Consider the following 15,402-nt stretch of genomic DNA (forward strand, 5'->3'; position numbering starts at 1 on the left):
GCGCTGCGGGACAAGTTTCCTTTTAATTGTGGTTGTTGTAAGCATCTTTGTGTTCGCATTTGTGGGATTGCACCCCTTATGGTGGCGATTACTTTCTCGCATGCTTCTTATGCCTTTAGTTGCGGGGATAGCTTATGAGATCCTGAAATTCTCTTCGCGGCATTTAGAATCACCGTGGTTTCGATGGTTGATAGTACCAGGTTTGTTATTACAGAAATTAACCACGAGGGAACCGGATGATGCCCAGCTCGAGGTCGCGTTGGCTGCATTAAAAGGCGTTTTGGATTCAGGTCAGGAACTAACGTGAATTTTGGGGTGTAAGGGTAGAAAATAAGCTAGACAGGGTATTTTAACAAAAATGTTAAAAATCCGTTAACTTCATGTAATTCTCTTATAGTAGAATCTATTTGTGAATCGAAAATGGGAGGACTACAATGAAGAAGAAGGCATTATTGATATTTATTATTATTGCTCTATTGGTTACAGGTTTTTTTCTATCAAAAGTATTTGCAATACCCCGTCCTTGGCAGCTAGCCCCTACTGCTAACCCGTACCAAGCTCAACCTAATCCGGATGTTAGGCAGCCGACTAACATTGATGCGAGTGGAGCATGGTACAGTCCGACGAATCCTAACAATCAGCCTAAATATTACTGGTATAATAGTCATCATAACAATGGCTGGAATAATGTATTTAGGAATTGGTGGTGTTGGTAAATTGGTAATGGACATTCTAATATGAATCCCCAACAACACCAACAATTGCATAATAGTATGAACGGAAATGGTTATAACACTAATCATAACGAGAACCATAATACTAACATGTCTGAGAATCATATCTCTAGAAGTCAATATGGTCATAAATGATAAAAATCTACTGATTAGGTAAAACTGGGCTGAAACAATGCCCAGTTATTTTTTGCCTTTCATTTAAAATTGCGTGTGTTGCCAACTACGACCTTATTCATTTAATTACTTGATTGGGTGGATAAAAAGTGGCTGAGGATATAATCTTCAGCCACTTTTATGTCATTAGGAAGTTTGACGATGAATTCAGTCTCTTGCCCGACATTACTTTGTACTGTGATGGTGCCTTGATGGAGGACCGTGATCTGATGGACAAGTGCCAGACCAATTCCAGTTCCACCAGTTTCACGGGTGCGGGATTTATCGGCACGGTAAAAACGCTCGAATATATAAGGGAGATCGTCTTCCGGGATACCGATACCCGTGTTTTTAATTCTGATTTCGGCAGAATCTTGTGTTTGCGTAAGTGTGATGGTGACTCGACCGCCAACATCTGAGTACCGATAGGCATTGTGAACGAGATTGTAAAAGAGGCGGGTCAGAAGCCGGCCGTCCCCGGACGTAGTCACGGATTCTTCAGGGGCACTCCAATTTAGAGTTAATTCTTTTTCCTGGATGAGCGGATGGAGGCTATGAATTACTTTTTCAAGAAGATGCGTTAAGTCCACCGGTTCTAGGATTAGCGTTAAAGCACCCATTTCCGCCACATTTAAGTCTTTAAGGTCGCTGGACAAGTCAACTAATCGGTCAATTTCCTCATGAATTGAGGAGAGATTTTCTGGATTGGCAGGAAGGACACCGTCCTGGAAGGCTTCGATATAGCTTTTGATCGAGGTTAAGGGAGTACGCAGTTCGTGGGCGATATCGGCGGTAAACTGTTTGCGGAGGGTTTCTTGTCTATTTAAATTGTCGGTCATCCCATTAAAAGCGTTCGCTAGTTGCCCTACCTCGTCTTTGGAGCGAACGGAAACGCGTTCGTCGAGGTGCCCATGACCAATACGATTGGCTGCTTGCGTTAATCGTCTGAGCGGAGCGACGAGTCGGCGGCTTGTAAAGTAACTGAGAATAATCCCAAATAGAAGCGCTAATCCTCCAGCGAAGAGTAGAGAGCGAAAGACTGCGGATTGGAAGCGGACATCTTGGGGATTGAGAATCTGTGCGGTTGCTGGGTAGCGAACCTGTGCGGTGGCTAAAGTCCCGAGGGGTCCTGACACCGTAAAGGTTTTTGTTTTCCAACTTGTAGGGGAATAGGAGGACATGCTCATGCCCATACCCATACCCATGCCCATTTCGCCTTGTCTTTGCATCATATCTTCCATGGTGTTGCTTAATGTGGCTATAAGCTTACCGTTTAGATCTGTCAGAGTAACAATTGTACCCATTGGGAGGGAGTGAGTAACTTCGTTTAAAGATGTAGGATCCCAACTCCCCTTGCTCTGATAAAGGGCACTCAGACGAGAGGGTAACTGTTCTAAGGTTGCTTCATTCGCCTGGGTTAAATAATCAGTAAACTGTTGTTTGAAGACGAAGTTTACGGAAAGCATGCTGAAGGTTAGAGTGATTATCGCGATGATCAGGGTAGAAAGAAACAATTTTGTGCGCATCTTATTCCCCCGCACTTGGATTAAACTTGTAGCCGATACCGTAAACGGTCAAAATAATTTGTGGGTCTCTGGGGGTAGTTTCTATTTTTTGGCGAATCTTTTTGATATGAGCATCAACCACTCGTTCATCACCATCAAAGGTGTGTCCTTGGACAATCTCCACTAGCTGACCTCGAGATAACACCCGCCCAGGGTGCTTCGCCAAGGCACCAAGGATTTTAAACTCAGTTGGAGTTAATAATACATCTTGATCATGAAGTCGTATTGCATGCTGTATGTTATCAATCGTAAGTCCATTATCAAAGGAAATTACGTCAGCAAGCGGTGCAGTTTCGTTACTGGTTCGTCGTAAAACAGCCCGGACACGGGCAACCACTTCACGAGGGCTAAATGGTTTTGTAACGTAGTCATCCGCACCGATACTTAATCCTTGAATGCGGTCCTCTTCTTCGACTTTAGCAGTAAGCATGATAATTGGAACTGAGGAAAGTTTGCGGATTTCGCGGCAAATTTCTGTTCCAGACATGCCTGGGAGCATTAGATCAAGGATGAGAAGATCAAAAGGGTTTTCTTTAAACATAGTTAGCGCAACAAGGCCGTTTATGGCCGTACTTACCTGAAATCCTTCCTGTTGAAGATAGGCTTTCAGCACGGTCGTGATTTTTTTTTCATCATCAACTAGTAAAATCCTCATGGATAGACAGACTCCTTTTCAAAACGGCTGTAAATGTACTCGCGATAATAACAGTAAACCCGTGACCAAGGCCATAAATAAAGAGCAAGACAGAGCCATAATATTAGTATACCTTGGCCTGCCACATAAGTCATCCTTGGTTATAATTCTCTTGCGCTTCATTCGGAGCATTTTTCTGAGCCACAGAAGCCAAATCATAATAAGCATTGCCTAAATCCTGTTGAAGTTGAATATCATTAGGGGTTGACTTTACCTGTAGATTGAGAGCATCTACCCGACTCTTTAAGCTACTATAATCATTGTTGCCAGAAGCCGAGGAAGAGTCTGGGGAAGTACCGTCGGAGAAATACCCAAAGACCTCTGCACCAACCAAACTAATGGTTAGCAAAATTGCGAGAACTATGGCTTTGATTTTTTGGTTTTTCTTATTATATAAGCATAGAAGATCCTCCCAAAATGTAAGCATTATTTGCGAAATTTTATATTTTAATGTTTTTCTCATGTAACCGTCACTTATTTAGAATGAGCGCACTCGAATTCGCGAGTGCGCTTACGCATTAAACATGAAATTATCCTAAGTCTGACTTCATCTGACCTCTGGCCTCCGATTTCTGACCTCTGAATCTACATCCGCATTCCCATTCTCACCGTAAAGGTAAGGAAGTTTAGGATACCGAAGAGCAAGATGACAACTAAATACGGCATAGCGACTGATAAGGCTTTACTCGTACCGTAGTTCTTTTTAGCAATCCTATAGGCAGTGTACATAGAACCAATAGTTCCGGCGATGACTAAGACGTATTGCATAATTTGGATTATCGGGTCAGAAACGAAGTCTGTTGGCCCCTCAAGATGCACTCCAAATAGCCCCATGAACGTGTAGTAGATTGACTTTCCTTCGGCTAGAAAATGGAACAAGTTGTGGGCCATATGGGCAGCCAGGTCAAGCGGAATGACAGCATATCCAAAACGTGCGAAGGCTGTTCGCATAGTCTCACCGGTAAAACGCTTAGAAACTGCAGTCGCTGCGAAAAGAAGTAATACCGGAGTAGTCATCGCGATTATAAAGAGAATTGTAAAGGCGACATCTTTACCAATACCTAATGACAGCTCGGCCCACTTAAGGTAGGACTGATAAAAGTCCAACATGGTAATATTCTGTACAAAGACAATCCCGACGATAACAATAGCTAAGAAAGACTCTTCGAAATGCGCCCTGGTCATAGACCAAAATTCACTGGTGGGTTTGCGGGATGTTAGTCGGATAGAATCACGGGGGCAGCTCTTGATGCAGTTCCCACAGAGGTTGCAGTTAGCATTGTTTTCCATAGCCATCGGGAATTCAAACATAGGACAGCCAGGTGTTTTGTCATTTCCCCTATAACAATCCCTTGTTTTGCAGGTTTTGCAGGTTTCTTTGTCGGCACGAAGCTCCAGCATACCGGCTCGGGAATAGTTACCGGACAAACTACCGAGGAAACATAAATAACGACACCAGGTACGGCGTTCAAAGAACATTGCGGTTACCATTACACCGCCTAAGATGAGTAACAAGAGGGTGCCAGATCCTCGAGGAGATTCCACTATCCCCCAGATGTGGTCGGACCAAGTGATGAAAATGAAGGTGATATCAATGATCCATAGTCCATATTTCCTCAAAAAATTCGGGACTTTTCGGTTGGCCCCAAAGAGCTTCTGTGTCAAATCGCTCACCCAGCCAAAGGGGCAGACGCCACACCAGAACCGTCCGAATAGGAAGAAGAAGAAGGGTAAGAGTGGCCACCATAGAACCCAAGTTGCGGCAGTACCGAAGTTATCGTGGGCGCTTGTGGGTCCCGCTAGAGTTTCTATCATAATGACCGCGAAAACAAGCACGGCAGCCCATTGGAAAATTCGCGGATAAAGTGAACTTTGCAAAAACCACTTAAGGGGTTTAAACTTAAGAAAGTTTCTATCTTGTGGGGATTTAGGTTGTGAGGATTGACTCATTATTATACCTCCTTCAAAGCGTTTTGCTTACGTTTTAGGATTTGAGCATAAATACCGGCCAGTACTACGATTCCGCCAACACTTCCAATGAGGATCCAGTTCGGGCCAGTTTTGGCGACGGTAAGTGGCACAGTGACAGTGGTTTCTCCAAGAGTCGGAGAACTGATATGAATCTCCTGGCTCCATTCCCCTTGTTTGGTTGGAATGAGGGTGATTGTGTACATGCCAGGTTCCATGTTGTCTAGTTTAGCTTGTCCTTCAATGGAAGTGTCTGAGGACATGCTCATACCGGGCATGCTACTGTCCTTTTCACCGTCCATGAGCATCATGTTCACATTCACTGAAGCATCGAGGACAGGTTGTCCGGTTGTCTTGTTCTTAACGGTAATCATAAAGTTGACAGGTTGATTCGGGGCAGGGTTCTCGGGGGTAAATTGCACATTCACTTGGAACTTGCTGTCGTTGGATAGGGTAGTATTCATAGGCTTATCAGCAGGTTCAGAAGTAGAAGAAGGGGCGTCAGACTTCATGTCAGGCATGTTCATGTCGGACATGTTGTTGGATGAGGCCGGTTTTGAATCAGCTAATGCGGGAAGGGTAAAAAGTAATAAAGAGAACAGGGTTATAACGATAAGGGATAGTTTCTTTTTCATGAAGCACACTCCTAAAAATTAATTCTGGATACCCTTATACGCAAATTCTGTGCCAACTTTATAACGAGTCCCAAATATCCTTTGATTTATTGATGACTAACCGCCCAAAATGAGGTTATAGGTTCATAATCCGTCATTTTAAATTTCAAAAAAAGATTTTTTAATAAAAACTTTGGATTAATAACGAAATAATGTAAGAGTTGGATTAAAAAACTGTGGGATTTCCCACACTATGGTGTGGCAAATCCCGCAATCGAGGAGGGTGAGTATGAGAAGGGTTTTAGTCGCAGATGACGAAGCAAATATACGTTGGGTTTTAGAACGGGCATTAAGTAAAGCTGGTTATGACGTGGAAACGGTGGCGGACGGGCAAATAGCTTTAGACCGGGCTTTAGCTGAACGTCCAGATCTTGTCCTTGTAGATCTGAAAATGCCGAAGAAGGACGGCTTAAGTGTCCTACGCACGTTGAGAGAGCATTATCCGGATTTACTGATTGTGATGATGACCGCACACGGAAGCACCGCCACAGCGGTTGAGGCTATGAAAGCTGGGGCGCATGATTATATATTGAAACCTTTTGATATAGATGAACTGCTCATCACGGTGTGTAAGGCCTTTGAAGTGGCCCCTACTGCTAGCCCGTACCAAGCCCAACCTAATCCGGATGTTAGGCAACCGACTAACCTTGATGCGAGTGGATCATGGTACAGTCCGACGAATCCTAACTATCAGACTAAATATTACTGGTATAATAGTCATCATAACGATGGCTGGGATAATGTATTTATGAATTGGTGGTGTTGGTAAATTGGTATAATAATAAAGAATTTGACCCGTTGCTATACATAGCAAAACAACCCGGGCGAATATACAGCAGAGACCAGTTACTAAACATGGTTTGGGAATACGATTACTGTGGAGATTCACGTACTGTTGACACCCACTTCAAACGATTAAGGTCTAAGACCGAAAATCAGGTGGGTTACAACTGCCATTATGAATACAACTGGAAACATTTTATACAGTCAAACGGCCATTGATCAGTCGACGAACAAAATACCTTTTAGAGCCAAGTTTTAAAGAGAAAGTCATTAGTGATAAAAAAGTCGTTTTCGCTGGCAAGATCGGGGGCAATGAAGAGATGCTTCTTGTGGCTGTTCCTTAAAAAAAGATAACTGGGTTATCGGCTTGGTAGTTATCTACAGCCCATTAGCAAGCATGAAACAGCATGTGGACAGCATTAAAGCAATTGCACTTATAGAAGCATTGATAGGGATTGTTTTAGCTACAGTTTTAAGTATGTCTTTGCTTAACAACGTAGAGAGAGAAAATAGCTTTATCTTATAAAAAGTTTTTACCTACCCCCAAAAAATAGTCTGCCTTAACGAATAACTGGATGAAACAAACCTTGTCGTAATCAAAGGTTAAAATGGAAGGATGATTTTTTATGAGAAACATTAAGAACACATTCTTGGTAAGTGCCTTATCACTTGGTTTAATAGTTGGTGCGGTCGGTGTAGCCGGTGCTGCCACCTCCACGGACTATCAGCAAAAAATAGCCGAATGGATTAAAAACGATCCTAATCCGATGGTCATGAACACGAATTCCGGTGCTACCCCAGTTGCTGCCCCGGCTACTACCCCAGTTCCTGCTCCGGTTGCTACCCCAGCTCCTACCCCAGTTGCTACCCCGGTTGCTGCTCCGGCAAGTACCCCTGTAACCGTTCCCGCAAAAACCGTTACCTCTGCACCCGTCACTACAGGGCAAGCCAATCAATATCATTACAATGATGGACATTCTAATATGAATCCCCAACAACACCAACAATTGCACAATAGTATGAACGGAAATGGTTATAACACTAATCACAATTATAACGAGAATCATAATACTAATATGGGTGAGAATCATATGTCAGGTAGCCAATCGGGTCATGAATGATAAAATCTAATGATTAAGTTAAACTGGGCTGAAACAATGCCCAGTTATTTTTTGCTAAGGTACTATGGAGGAATGTGGTAAGACTTCGCTTTAGATAGATCCATATGTAGAGAGCTAACACGGGGAACCCGTTTAGGGTTCCCCGTGTTTTATGTTATGTGTATAAAGATTATTGTTCCAATTGCTTACAAATTGAGTAGGGATCTCAACTTCTGTAGGCAAAAGTGTTTGTATTGGGTGATTCACAAGCTGAATTTTACGGGTAGAGTAAAAAAATAAGCGACAGTAATAATTTTGGCAATAGTTAAACTGATAACTTATAATAGAAAGTGTATAAAATATCACAATAATAAGGGGTTAAATTTATGTCTAGTACAATATTTCTATTTCTTCTAGCCGGGTTGGCAGAAATAGGTGGGGGATATTTAGTTTGGCTTTGGTTACGTGAGGCCAAGCCAGTATGGTATGGAATTATTGGTGGACTTATTCTTGTTCTATACGGGATAATTCCTACCTTTCAAAAGTATCCTAGTTTTGGAAGGGTGTATGCTGCCTACGGTGGCGTTTTTGTTATTCTTTCAGTGCTTTGGGGTTGGGGTATAGATCGTAAAACACCTGATGTTTACGATTGGATTGGGGCTTTAATCTGTATGATTGGTGTCTCTGTAATACTTTGGGTGCCAAGGCAATAGCAACAAAATATGCGAGAGGATATGATCTGAATCGTATCAGTGGAGAAAGAAGTTACTTCATGGTTAAGTACAAACACTTGCAAGTCGAGTTCACCTGAATCGTATTGGAAAGGGGGATTAAAGGTGGAAGACAGGTTAAAGATCCTCGTTGTGGATGATGACCCTTTGATTAGGGAATTAATACAGGTTTATTTGGAAGAAGAATTCATCGTTATTCATGCTGAAAATGGTCTTGAGGCTATAGAGAAAGTCCAGACCGATAAACCCTCCTTGGTGTTGTTAGACATAATGCTACCAAAATTTAATGGTTGGGAAGTCTGCAAACAGATAAGGACCTTCTGTCAAGTGCCAATTATCATGGTTTCTGCAAAAGGAGAAGAAATCGATAAAATCCTTGGCCTTGAATTAGGAGCCGAAGATTATATAACGAAGCCTTTTAGTCCCAGAGAACTCCTAGCAAGAGTTAAAGCTCAAATTAGAAGAAGCTTAATAGGTACGGAAGTTAAAAAAGGTTTTTCGCATTCCACTGGGCTAGGGAATAGGATTTCCGATGCTATTCTTGACTTGCCAGGGCTTCAGATTAATTTTATAAAGTATCAAGTTCTCTTAAACGGGCTGGAGGTTGTATTAACAACTAAAGAATTTGATTTATTGGTTTTTTTAACCCGTAATAGAGGACAAGTCTTTACTAGGGAACAATTATTGAATAAGGTTTGGGGCTTTGACTATGCAGGCGATACTAGGGCCGTAGATTCAGCCATAAAACGTCTGAGGAAAAAGATAAATAATGAAGAAAAAAACCACATCTTCATTCATACAGTGCGGGGAATTGGGTATAGATTTGAGGTGCCAAATCAATGAAAACCATATTTACGAAGTTGGTTGGCTCCTATATCCTGATTGTCGTAATAAGTTTGGTTGTTATAGGGGTAAGCCTATCCTTCATGTTTAATAACTACCTTTTTGAGCAGAAGGAAAGGGAGCTAATTATTAAAGGGCAGGATATGGCACAAGTGGTTAAGCCCTTTTTAGTTGAAAAAGAGGACCCCCATGATTTTGTCAATATGGCTAACCGTCTGGACTTAAACTTAGGAACTGAGGTCTGGGTAGTCGATAAAAAAGGAGCGGTTATAGCCACCGCCGCAAATCATGAATACTGCGAAGGGAATTATTTAGAAGCTTCAGAGCTTAAAAAAATGCAATCAGGGAGCATATCTGTATATAAAGGGAAATCCCAATATTTTCAGGAACCAGTTATTCGGGTTATAATTCCAATTATTCAAGAGGAAAAGGTAATTGGGGCCATAGTTCTTTACTCTCCGATTCAAGGAATTAATAAAGCATTAGCCAGCCTTTCTCAATTAGTACTGACAGCAGGAATTATTTCCTTAGCTATTGCTTTTCTAATAGGGATAATACTATCGAGGCGTCTTTCAAGGCCAATTTTGACCATTACCGAAGCTTCAACATTAATTGCAAAAGGACAAAAGCAGGTCACTGTTCCGACGGATACCAGCATTGAAGAAATAAACCAACTCGGAAAAACTTTTAACGATATGTCGAGTAAGGTTGAAGCCAATGAGGAAAGAATGAAAGAATTTGTTGCTAATGTATCACACGAATTAAGAAGTCCTTTAACATCGATCAAAGGATTTATTGAAGCCTTGATTGATAACAAGGGCAAAACGCCCGAGGCGCAGCAAAGATTTCTTACGATTATTAATGACGAAACCGATCGATTATCTCAGTTAGTTAATGACCTTCTGATTTTGTCCAGATCAGAAGAGGAGATTTTTCTGAAACCAGAAGAAATTGAGCTTAAAAAATTTATTGAAGATGTGTTAACCAGCTTCCAACCAAGGGCTGAAGAAAATTCTATTACTATGGAAGTCATTTCTGAAGAAACTAGTATTTTTCTAAAAATCGATTTAAACTCCCTCAAGCAAATCATAGTAAATTTAGTGGATAATGCTCTTAAGTATTCAACGCAAGGCGGAAATGTATCGATATCCTTAAAAGAGTCTGCGGAAATGATTAGCATTTCAATAAGTGACTCTGGGCTCGGAATTCCTGAAAGAGATCTGCCCCATATCTGGGACAGGTTTTATCGGGTAGATAAGGACCGAAGCCGCGAAACAGGTGGTACTGGTTTAGGCTTAGCTATTGTTAAACAGTTAACCGAAAAAAATGGTGGCCAAGTAGAGGTAGAAAGCGTCCTAGGCAAAGGTTCTGTTTTTAGCGTAAGATTTTAAAAAATATTAAAACGCTAATTAGCTCATAATAAAATCAAACCAGGTGGTCATCTGGTTTTTTCTTTTTGGCTCAGTTATATTCTACTGTTGATTTTCTCCATGACTAATAGGGGTTACCCCCTATTAGTACACTTTTTAACATTCTTCTATTGTCAAATTAGGTAGCAGTAATCGGGTCCCCGATAATCTTTGCCAAATCACCCAATATTGTTTTATTGCTTCCGATATAACCTACAATTATTTTGCCTTGTAGATAAAAGTGAGGCTTATCAATCCAATCAATTATACTGTTGCCAATTTGTCCATCGCTAGTAATTCTTTGTGATTCGGATTTTGCAGTGGCATTATCTGTAAACTCGTAGATAAAAATAAGGTCGCCATTAACCTTGATAGATTTTGCAGTCACACTGAAGAACTTAATCTCATTCTGAGAGGGTTGTAGTTCCTCAAGTGAGTAACCTTTTGCTCTCATGGCAGTGGTAAAAGTATCATAATCGATAGCGGACTGAGCTGTAACCGTATTTCCCTTTGATTCAATTTGTGGACTAACCCCAGAATTAGAGCAACCTGACACAATCAATGCAAGTATAAGCATCACTAAAACGATTCTAAGTTTCTTCATAACATCACTCCTTCTAGTTATTTAAGACGAATTAACAAGACATAATCTGATGTTTATGCAACACTAAATTCCGATAATCGTAATGAACGATATGTTTCTTTTACGGGAAACAAAAAGCATAACCGGCAATACCAATCCGTAGCTGAGGGAAACTACCAGAAGATTAAAACTTAAAATCCGGATAGGGTTACGAGTTTTCATCCAATGTCACCGTTCCTTTGGTCCCATCTACAGTAACCATCTGTCCAGTTTTGATGGAACGGGTGGCTGAGCGAGTGGCCATGACCGCCGGGATGCCATATTCGCGAGCTACAATACTGCTGTGGCTGAGCGGCCCTCCGATATCGGTGACGACTGCGGAAGCCGATGCAAACAATGGAGTCCAGGCCGGGGTGGTCGTTACGGCTACCAATACATCGCCAGGTTTGAGCTTGCTAAAATCTCCTGAACCAAATAAAACGCAAGCCGGAGCAGATACCGCCGCTGGTACCCACACCTTTCAGCACCACCGTGCTGCCTTTTTTTTCGCCCTCCTCTCCATGAAGTAATTTTGACCAGCGGGTTTTTTCCGGCAGCATGACCGGGGGGACTACTTTAAGAAAATCCTGCCACTGCTTTTTTCGTGCAGGAATACGTTCAGCCATGTCAGACAGTGGAACGCCACGTGTGAGGGTGTTGGCCAATTCTTCCACCTCAGGCTTTTCGAGCCAATAGATGTCTTCAATTTGTCCAAACGCTCCATCGGCAACAAAACGACGACCAAACTCGGCAAACATGCTGCGATTGCAGACGCATTTCCGTCTTGGAAAGACCTCTTATGACTGCTCCTGGAAGGCAAAAAGCTATATTTACGCCAACTGTAATCCTAAGTATGCTCAGTATGCACTGACAGTTCTAAGGACCTTTTATAATTTCTGTCTGACGGTAAAGACTAAGAATGGTGCAGTTGAAACGCCAGCTCAGCGTCTTGGGATTATCAACAAAGTTTTTACACTGAGAGACATAATATACTTTAAGTAGATTTTGCAATGAAATAGGTGAAGCAGTTGAGACATATCAAGTTAATTCTAATTGTGATTATTCTCGTTGTAGCTGTAAGCACTTTGGAACGATTGAATAACTGGCTAGGCTATCTTGCGTTATTCATCGCAATAGTCTTTATCCGTAAACTCGAAGATAAGTGGTTCAAGTAATAATCAATAAAATTACGAGAGGAATTAGCTATGATACTTCTCTACGTTTTTATGTTAATTGTTGGAATAGGGTTCGTTATTTGGGGAGTAAAATTATGGAGAACGAACTCTGTTCGCGAAAATATCTGGGATTCGATCCTTTCACTTATCATAGGATCATTTGATTCTTCGGTTTTAGGAATGTTATTATTTGGTCTGTTATTGATCTTCCTAAGCCTGATGAAATTGATTTACCGTGTTAACTGGGGAATTGATCAGTAAAGGTTGGGACTAAAAGGAAGTGGTTTTAAATGTATTCTAGAAAGCAGAGCAGGCCTGTTTATGCTTCCCCGAAGGCCTTTTCCTTAAAAAGACATTAAAAAAACCGAAAGATTAGATAACTTTGATCACCCTAGAAAGGCAGAACGCATTAGATCACCTTGGCAAACCTAAAGAAAAAATGAAGGGTGAGAATGAAAGATGATAGTTTTAAAATGGACTGAGGTTAATAGAAAAGGTCAATTGGTGGCCAAGGAGAAAGAGTTCAAGAACAGGGAGGTACTGCAAAAGTTCATACTAAAGCTCCAGGGAAAGGAAAACTTCATTAGTGTCGATGGGAGTAGTGAGAAAATACCGAGGGAACAGGGTGGAGCAGATTTTATATACTTCAACCACCCCTGTGATTAGCAAAGACTATGGCCATTTTTCATGGCATCCATGCCGATAGCAATTATACGAAACTGCTAGGTCATAAATTTGCAAAAGGAGGAGTAATTTTGAGACTGATAATAAATTTGCTAGATACCATCGTACTGGCAATGGCATCTATTTTTGCTTTTAAAGAATCAAAAATTAAAGGTACGTGGCGTCAATTATTCCTAATCTGCTTAGTCTACGTGACGATCTTTGACTTAGTTGATCCCTTTTACCCTGTGGAGAATGTAGTATTCCAATTCTTCTGGTTGGTAGCGGCTGTTATTGTTGGAATTGTGATTTTTCCTTACCTATTGCGAATTATTAAAAGTGACATTGGTAAGAGGTTTAGGCGGTAGAAGAGGCAACCAATATTTATTTCTGCCAAGTGAAATTTGCTAAAATCGTGCTATTAGCTATGTTAAAAATACACTAAAACGTTGCTAGAAAAATGCTAAACGTATGACGATGAGATTTCTTTTATGATTTAGTTTTAGAAATAAATTTCTAAAACATTGTAGAATTATATTTTATTGAAATATAATTCTAATATATTGATATATGTAATATTTTGGTATATAATAAGAGAAAAGTACCAAAGGAGTGGTGTCATTATGATACTGCGTGAAGAATACCTAAATAAGTTGATCAAGTTAAAAAACACAAAGATAATTAAAGTTATTACAGGTATTCGCCGTTGCGGAAAATCTACTTTGCTCGAAATGTTCCGCGAGTATCTGCTTCAAAATGGAGTTCAGAAAGAGCAAATAACGGCGATTAATTTTGAGGATATGGATTACAGCGAGCTGACCGATTATAAACGCCTCTATTCCTATCTAAAAGAACGTCTTGTCCCCAATAAAATGAACTATATCTTTTTGGATGAAATTCAGCTTGTTGAGTCATACCAGAAGGCTGTCGATAGTTTATATATCAAAGAGAATGTCGATTTATATATCACTGGTTCCAATGCCCATATGCTATCTGGCGAATTGGCAACACTTCTTTCCGGTAGATATATTGAAATGCAAATGCTGCCTCTGTCTTTCAAAGAATACCTTGATTTTGTTGGAGACAGAACCGACCTCAGCAGAAAATATAGTGATTACCTTCAGTTCAGTTCATTTCCGTATGCCGTCAGCCTAAAAAATGACCGGAGTTTGATACGTGATTATCTCAGTGGAATCTATAACACCGTGCTCCTGAAAGATGTTGTGTCGAGGAAAAGAATATCTGATGTGATGCTGCTTGAGAGCGTTATTCGTTTCTTATTTGATAACATAGGCAACCGTTGGTCAACAAAAAAAATCAGTGACACAATGACTTCCGATGGAAGAAAAATCTCAACCCATACAGTTGAGACCTATCTCTCTGCGCTAATCGACAGCTATATCATCTATCATGCAAAACGCTATGATGTTAAGGGTAAGCAGATTCTCAAAACGCAGGAAAAATATTATATCGTTGACATTGGTCTACGGTATTATCTTTTGGGCAATAAAGGCGCTGATATGGGTCATATTCTCGAAAATGTGGTCTATTTAGAGCTTCTCCGTAGGGGCTACGAAGTGTCTATAGGGAAGGTAGATGATATGGAGGTGGATTTCATTGCATCGAATAATGATGGGATTGAATACTACCAAGTAGCTGCTACTGTTAGAGATGTAGATACCTTGGATAGAGAACTTAAGCCATTAAAGAAAATTGCCGACCATTTTCCGAAATATCTCCTAACGTTGGATGACGACCCTCCCACTTCCCATAACGGGATTCGTCAAATCAACGCACTTGATTTTTTACTGAACTGAACAAAAGCGCATTATAAAACAGACGGTTTTTAACATAGGTATGTTAGAAGCCGTCTGTTCTTCTGTAAGCGCTTAATAATGCAGTGCATTGACAAATAAAAGCCTTGGCACAACTTGTAGTAATAGTGCCAAGGCTTTACCATACTATAATTATTGTTCCGTGTTGCGGCAGTAAGCTGGAATCTTTTGAGACCAGGGCATAAAATCATCCAAGAGAGCTGGATCAGTCTTGAAATCTAACCCCGGCATTTTACTGAAGATATGGACCAGATACATGTATACATTAAGGTTATTCGCCTTGGCCGTTTCCACAATGCTGTAAACAACAGCGCTCGCTTTAGCTCCCTTGGTCGTATCTGAAAATAACCAGCCACGTCTTCCTACGGCGAAGGGGCGGATCGCGTTCTCAATTCGATTCGTGGACAATTCAATACGTCCGTCTTCAAGAAATTCACACAATGAAGTTTTTTT

Annotated in this window: 19 protein-coding genes and 2 pseudogenes; 11 read left to right on the plus strand and 10 right to left on the minus strand. The window is 41.0% G+C overall.

What is annotated here, in order from left to right; translation table 11 throughout:
• The coding region (locus UF75_RS19090) for a DUF1385 domain-containing protein (protein WP_045576156.1) at nucleotides 1–307 on the plus strand (307 nt) is incomplete at its 5' end.
• A 127-nt stretch (nucleotides 308–434) separates the two neighbouring features.
• Nucleotides 435–716, plus strand: coding sequence for a hypothetical protein (locus UF75_RS19095; protein ID WP_045576157.1), 282 nt, complete (start codon nucleotides 435–437; stop codon nucleotides 714–716).
• A 254-nt stretch (nucleotides 717–970) separates the two neighbouring features.
• On the opposite strand, the gene UF75_RS19100 is transcribed toward UF75_RS19095, so the two are convergent.
• The 6 genes and pseudogenes from UF75_RS19100 to UF75_RS19120 all read right to left on the minus strand — a co-directional run bounded on the left by UF75_RS19100 (nucleotide 971) and on the right by UF75_RS19120 (nucleotide 5,749).
• Nucleotides 971–2,413 (minus strand): ATP-binding protein, encoded by a 1,443-nt coding sequence (locus UF75_RS19100; protein WP_045576158.1) that lies wholly within the window; start codon nucleotides 2,411–2,413, stop codon nucleotides 971–973.
• Between the two features lies 1 nt (nucleotide 2,414).
• The gene (locus tag UF75_RS19105) at nucleotides 2,415–3,107 is read right to left on the minus strand and encodes a response regulator transcription factor (protein ID WP_045576159.1); all 693 of its coding nucleotides are present in this window, start codon (nucleotides 3,105–3,107) and stop codon (nucleotides 2,415–2,417) included.
• A 16-nt stretch (nucleotides 3,108–3,123) separates the two neighbouring features.
• Nucleotides 3,124–3,241, minus strand: a pseudogene (locus tag UF75_RS31095) (cytochrome C biogenesis protein); the annotation flags it as partial.
• Nucleotides 3,238–3,573: a hypothetical protein gene (locus UF75_RS19110; protein WP_156146517.1), complete on the minus strand. Its 336-nt coding sequence runs from the start codon at nucleotides 3,571–3,573 to the stop codon at nucleotides 3,238–3,240. The gene UF75_RS19110 and the pseudogene UF75_RS31095, both read right to left, overlap by 4 nt.
• A gap of 158 nt (nucleotides 3,574–3,731) precedes the next feature.
• Nucleotides 3,732–5,096: a 4Fe-4S binding protein gene (locus UF75_RS19115; protein ID WP_045576160.1), complete on the minus strand. Its 1,365-nt coding sequence runs from the start codon at nucleotides 5,094–5,096 to the stop codon at nucleotides 3,732–3,734.
• A 2-nt stretch (nucleotides 5,097–5,098) separates the two neighbouring features.
• A complete protein-coding gene (locus UF75_RS19120; RefSeq protein WP_052693440.1) occupies nucleotides 5,099–5,749 on the minus strand; it encodes a FixH family protein in 651 nt (216 codons plus the stop codon).
• Nucleotides 5,750–6,017: 268 nt separating this feature from the next.
• Here UF75_RS19120 and UF75_RS19125 point away from each other — a divergent pair, with 268 nt between their 5' ends.
• From UF75_RS19125 to UF75_RS19145, 6 genes and pseudogenes are all read left to right on the plus strand, one after another.
• Nucleotides 6,018–6,557: a response regulator gene (locus tag UF75_RS19125; RefSeq protein WP_045576161.1), complete on the plus strand. Its 540-nt coding sequence runs from the start codon at nucleotides 6,018–6,020 to the stop codon at nucleotides 6,555–6,557.
• 14 nt (nucleotides 6,558–6,571) lie between these two features.
• A pseudogene (locus UF75_RS27490) lies at nucleotides 6,572–6,790 on the plus strand (winged helix-turn-helix domain-containing protein); the annotation flags it as partial.
• Between the two features lie 407 nt (nucleotides 6,791–7,197).
• On the plus strand, nucleotides 7,198–7,692 hold the full coding sequence (locus tag UF75_RS19130; RefSeq protein WP_045576162.1) for a hypothetical protein: 495 nt from the start codon (nucleotides 7,198–7,200) through the stop codon (nucleotides 7,690–7,692).
• A gap of 365 nt (nucleotides 7,693–8,057) precedes the next feature.
• Nucleotides 8,058–8,384, plus strand: a complete 327-nt coding sequence (locus UF75_RS19135; RefSeq protein ID WP_045576163.1) for a YnfA family protein — start codon at nucleotides 8,058–8,060, stop codon at nucleotides 8,382–8,384.
• 123 nt (nucleotides 8,385–8,507) lie between these two features.
• Nucleotides 8,508–9,245, plus strand: a complete 738-nt coding sequence (locus tag UF75_RS19140; RefSeq protein ID WP_045576164.1) for a response regulator transcription factor — start codon at nucleotides 8,508–8,510, stop codon at nucleotides 9,243–9,245.
• The gene (locus tag UF75_RS19145) at nucleotides 9,242–10,636 is read left to right on the plus strand and encodes a HAMP domain-containing sensor histidine kinase (protein WP_045576165.1); all 1,395 of its coding nucleotides are present in this window, start codon (nucleotides 9,242–9,244) and stop codon (nucleotides 10,634–10,636) included. Before UF75_RS19140 ends, UF75_RS19145 begins: the two co-directional genes overlap by 4 nt.
• Before the next feature lie 157 nt (nucleotides 10,637–10,793).
• On the opposite strand, the gene UF75_RS19150 is transcribed toward UF75_RS19145, so the two are convergent.
• The 3 genes from UF75_RS19150 to UF75_RS30355 all read right to left on the minus strand — a co-directional run bounded on the left by UF75_RS19150 (nucleotide 10,794) and on the right by UF75_RS30355 (nucleotide 12,034).
• On the minus strand, nucleotides 10,794–11,258 hold the full coding sequence (locus tag UF75_RS19150; protein ID WP_045576166.1) for a hypothetical protein: 465 nt from the start codon (nucleotides 11,256–11,258) through the stop codon (nucleotides 10,794–10,796).
• A 187-nt stretch (nucleotides 11,259–11,445) separates the two neighbouring features.
• A complete protein-coding gene (locus UF75_RS30350) occupies nucleotides 11,446–11,754 on the minus strand; it encodes a PEP-utilizing enzyme (RefSeq protein ID WP_242860341.1) in 309 nt (102 codons plus the stop codon).
• Nucleotides 11,693–12,034: a hypothetical protein gene (locus tag UF75_RS30355; protein ID WP_045576168.1), complete on the minus strand. Its 342-nt coding sequence runs from the start codon at nucleotides 12,032–12,034 to the stop codon at nucleotides 11,693–11,695. Before UF75_RS30355 ends, UF75_RS30350 begins: the two co-directional genes overlap by 62 nt.
• 876 nt (nucleotides 12,035–12,910) lie before the next feature.
• Here UF75_RS30355 and UF75_RS19170 point away from each other — a divergent pair.
• From UF75_RS19170 to UF75_RS19180, 3 genes are all read left to right on the plus strand, one after another.
• On the plus strand, nucleotides 12,911–13,117 hold the full coding sequence (locus UF75_RS19170; protein WP_045576170.1) for a hypothetical protein: 207 nt from the start codon (nucleotides 12,911–12,913) through the stop codon (nucleotides 13,115–13,117).
• A gap of 89 nt (nucleotides 13,118–13,206) precedes the next feature.
• Nucleotides 13,207–13,482, plus strand: a complete 276-nt coding sequence (locus UF75_RS19175) for a hypothetical protein (protein ID WP_045576171.1) — start codon at nucleotides 13,207–13,209, stop codon at nucleotides 13,480–13,482.
• A 255-nt stretch (nucleotides 13,483–13,737) separates the two neighbouring features.
• Nucleotides 13,738–14,931, plus strand: coding sequence for an ATP-binding protein (locus UF75_RS19180; RefSeq protein WP_045576172.1), 1,194 nt, complete (start codon nucleotides 13,738–13,740; stop codon nucleotides 14,929–14,931).
• Nucleotides 14,932–15,081: 150 nt separating this feature from the next.
• On the opposite strand, the gene UF75_RS19185 is transcribed toward UF75_RS19180, so the two are convergent.
• The coding region (locus UF75_RS19185; RefSeq protein WP_156146519.1) for a transposase at nucleotides 15,082–15,402 on the minus strand (321 nt) is incomplete at its 5' end.

It is taken from the genome of Desulfosporosinus sp. I2 (assembly GCF_000960765.1).
GTDB lineage: Bacteria > Bacillota > Desulfitobacteriia > Desulfitobacteriales > Desulfitobacteriaceae > Desulfosporosinus.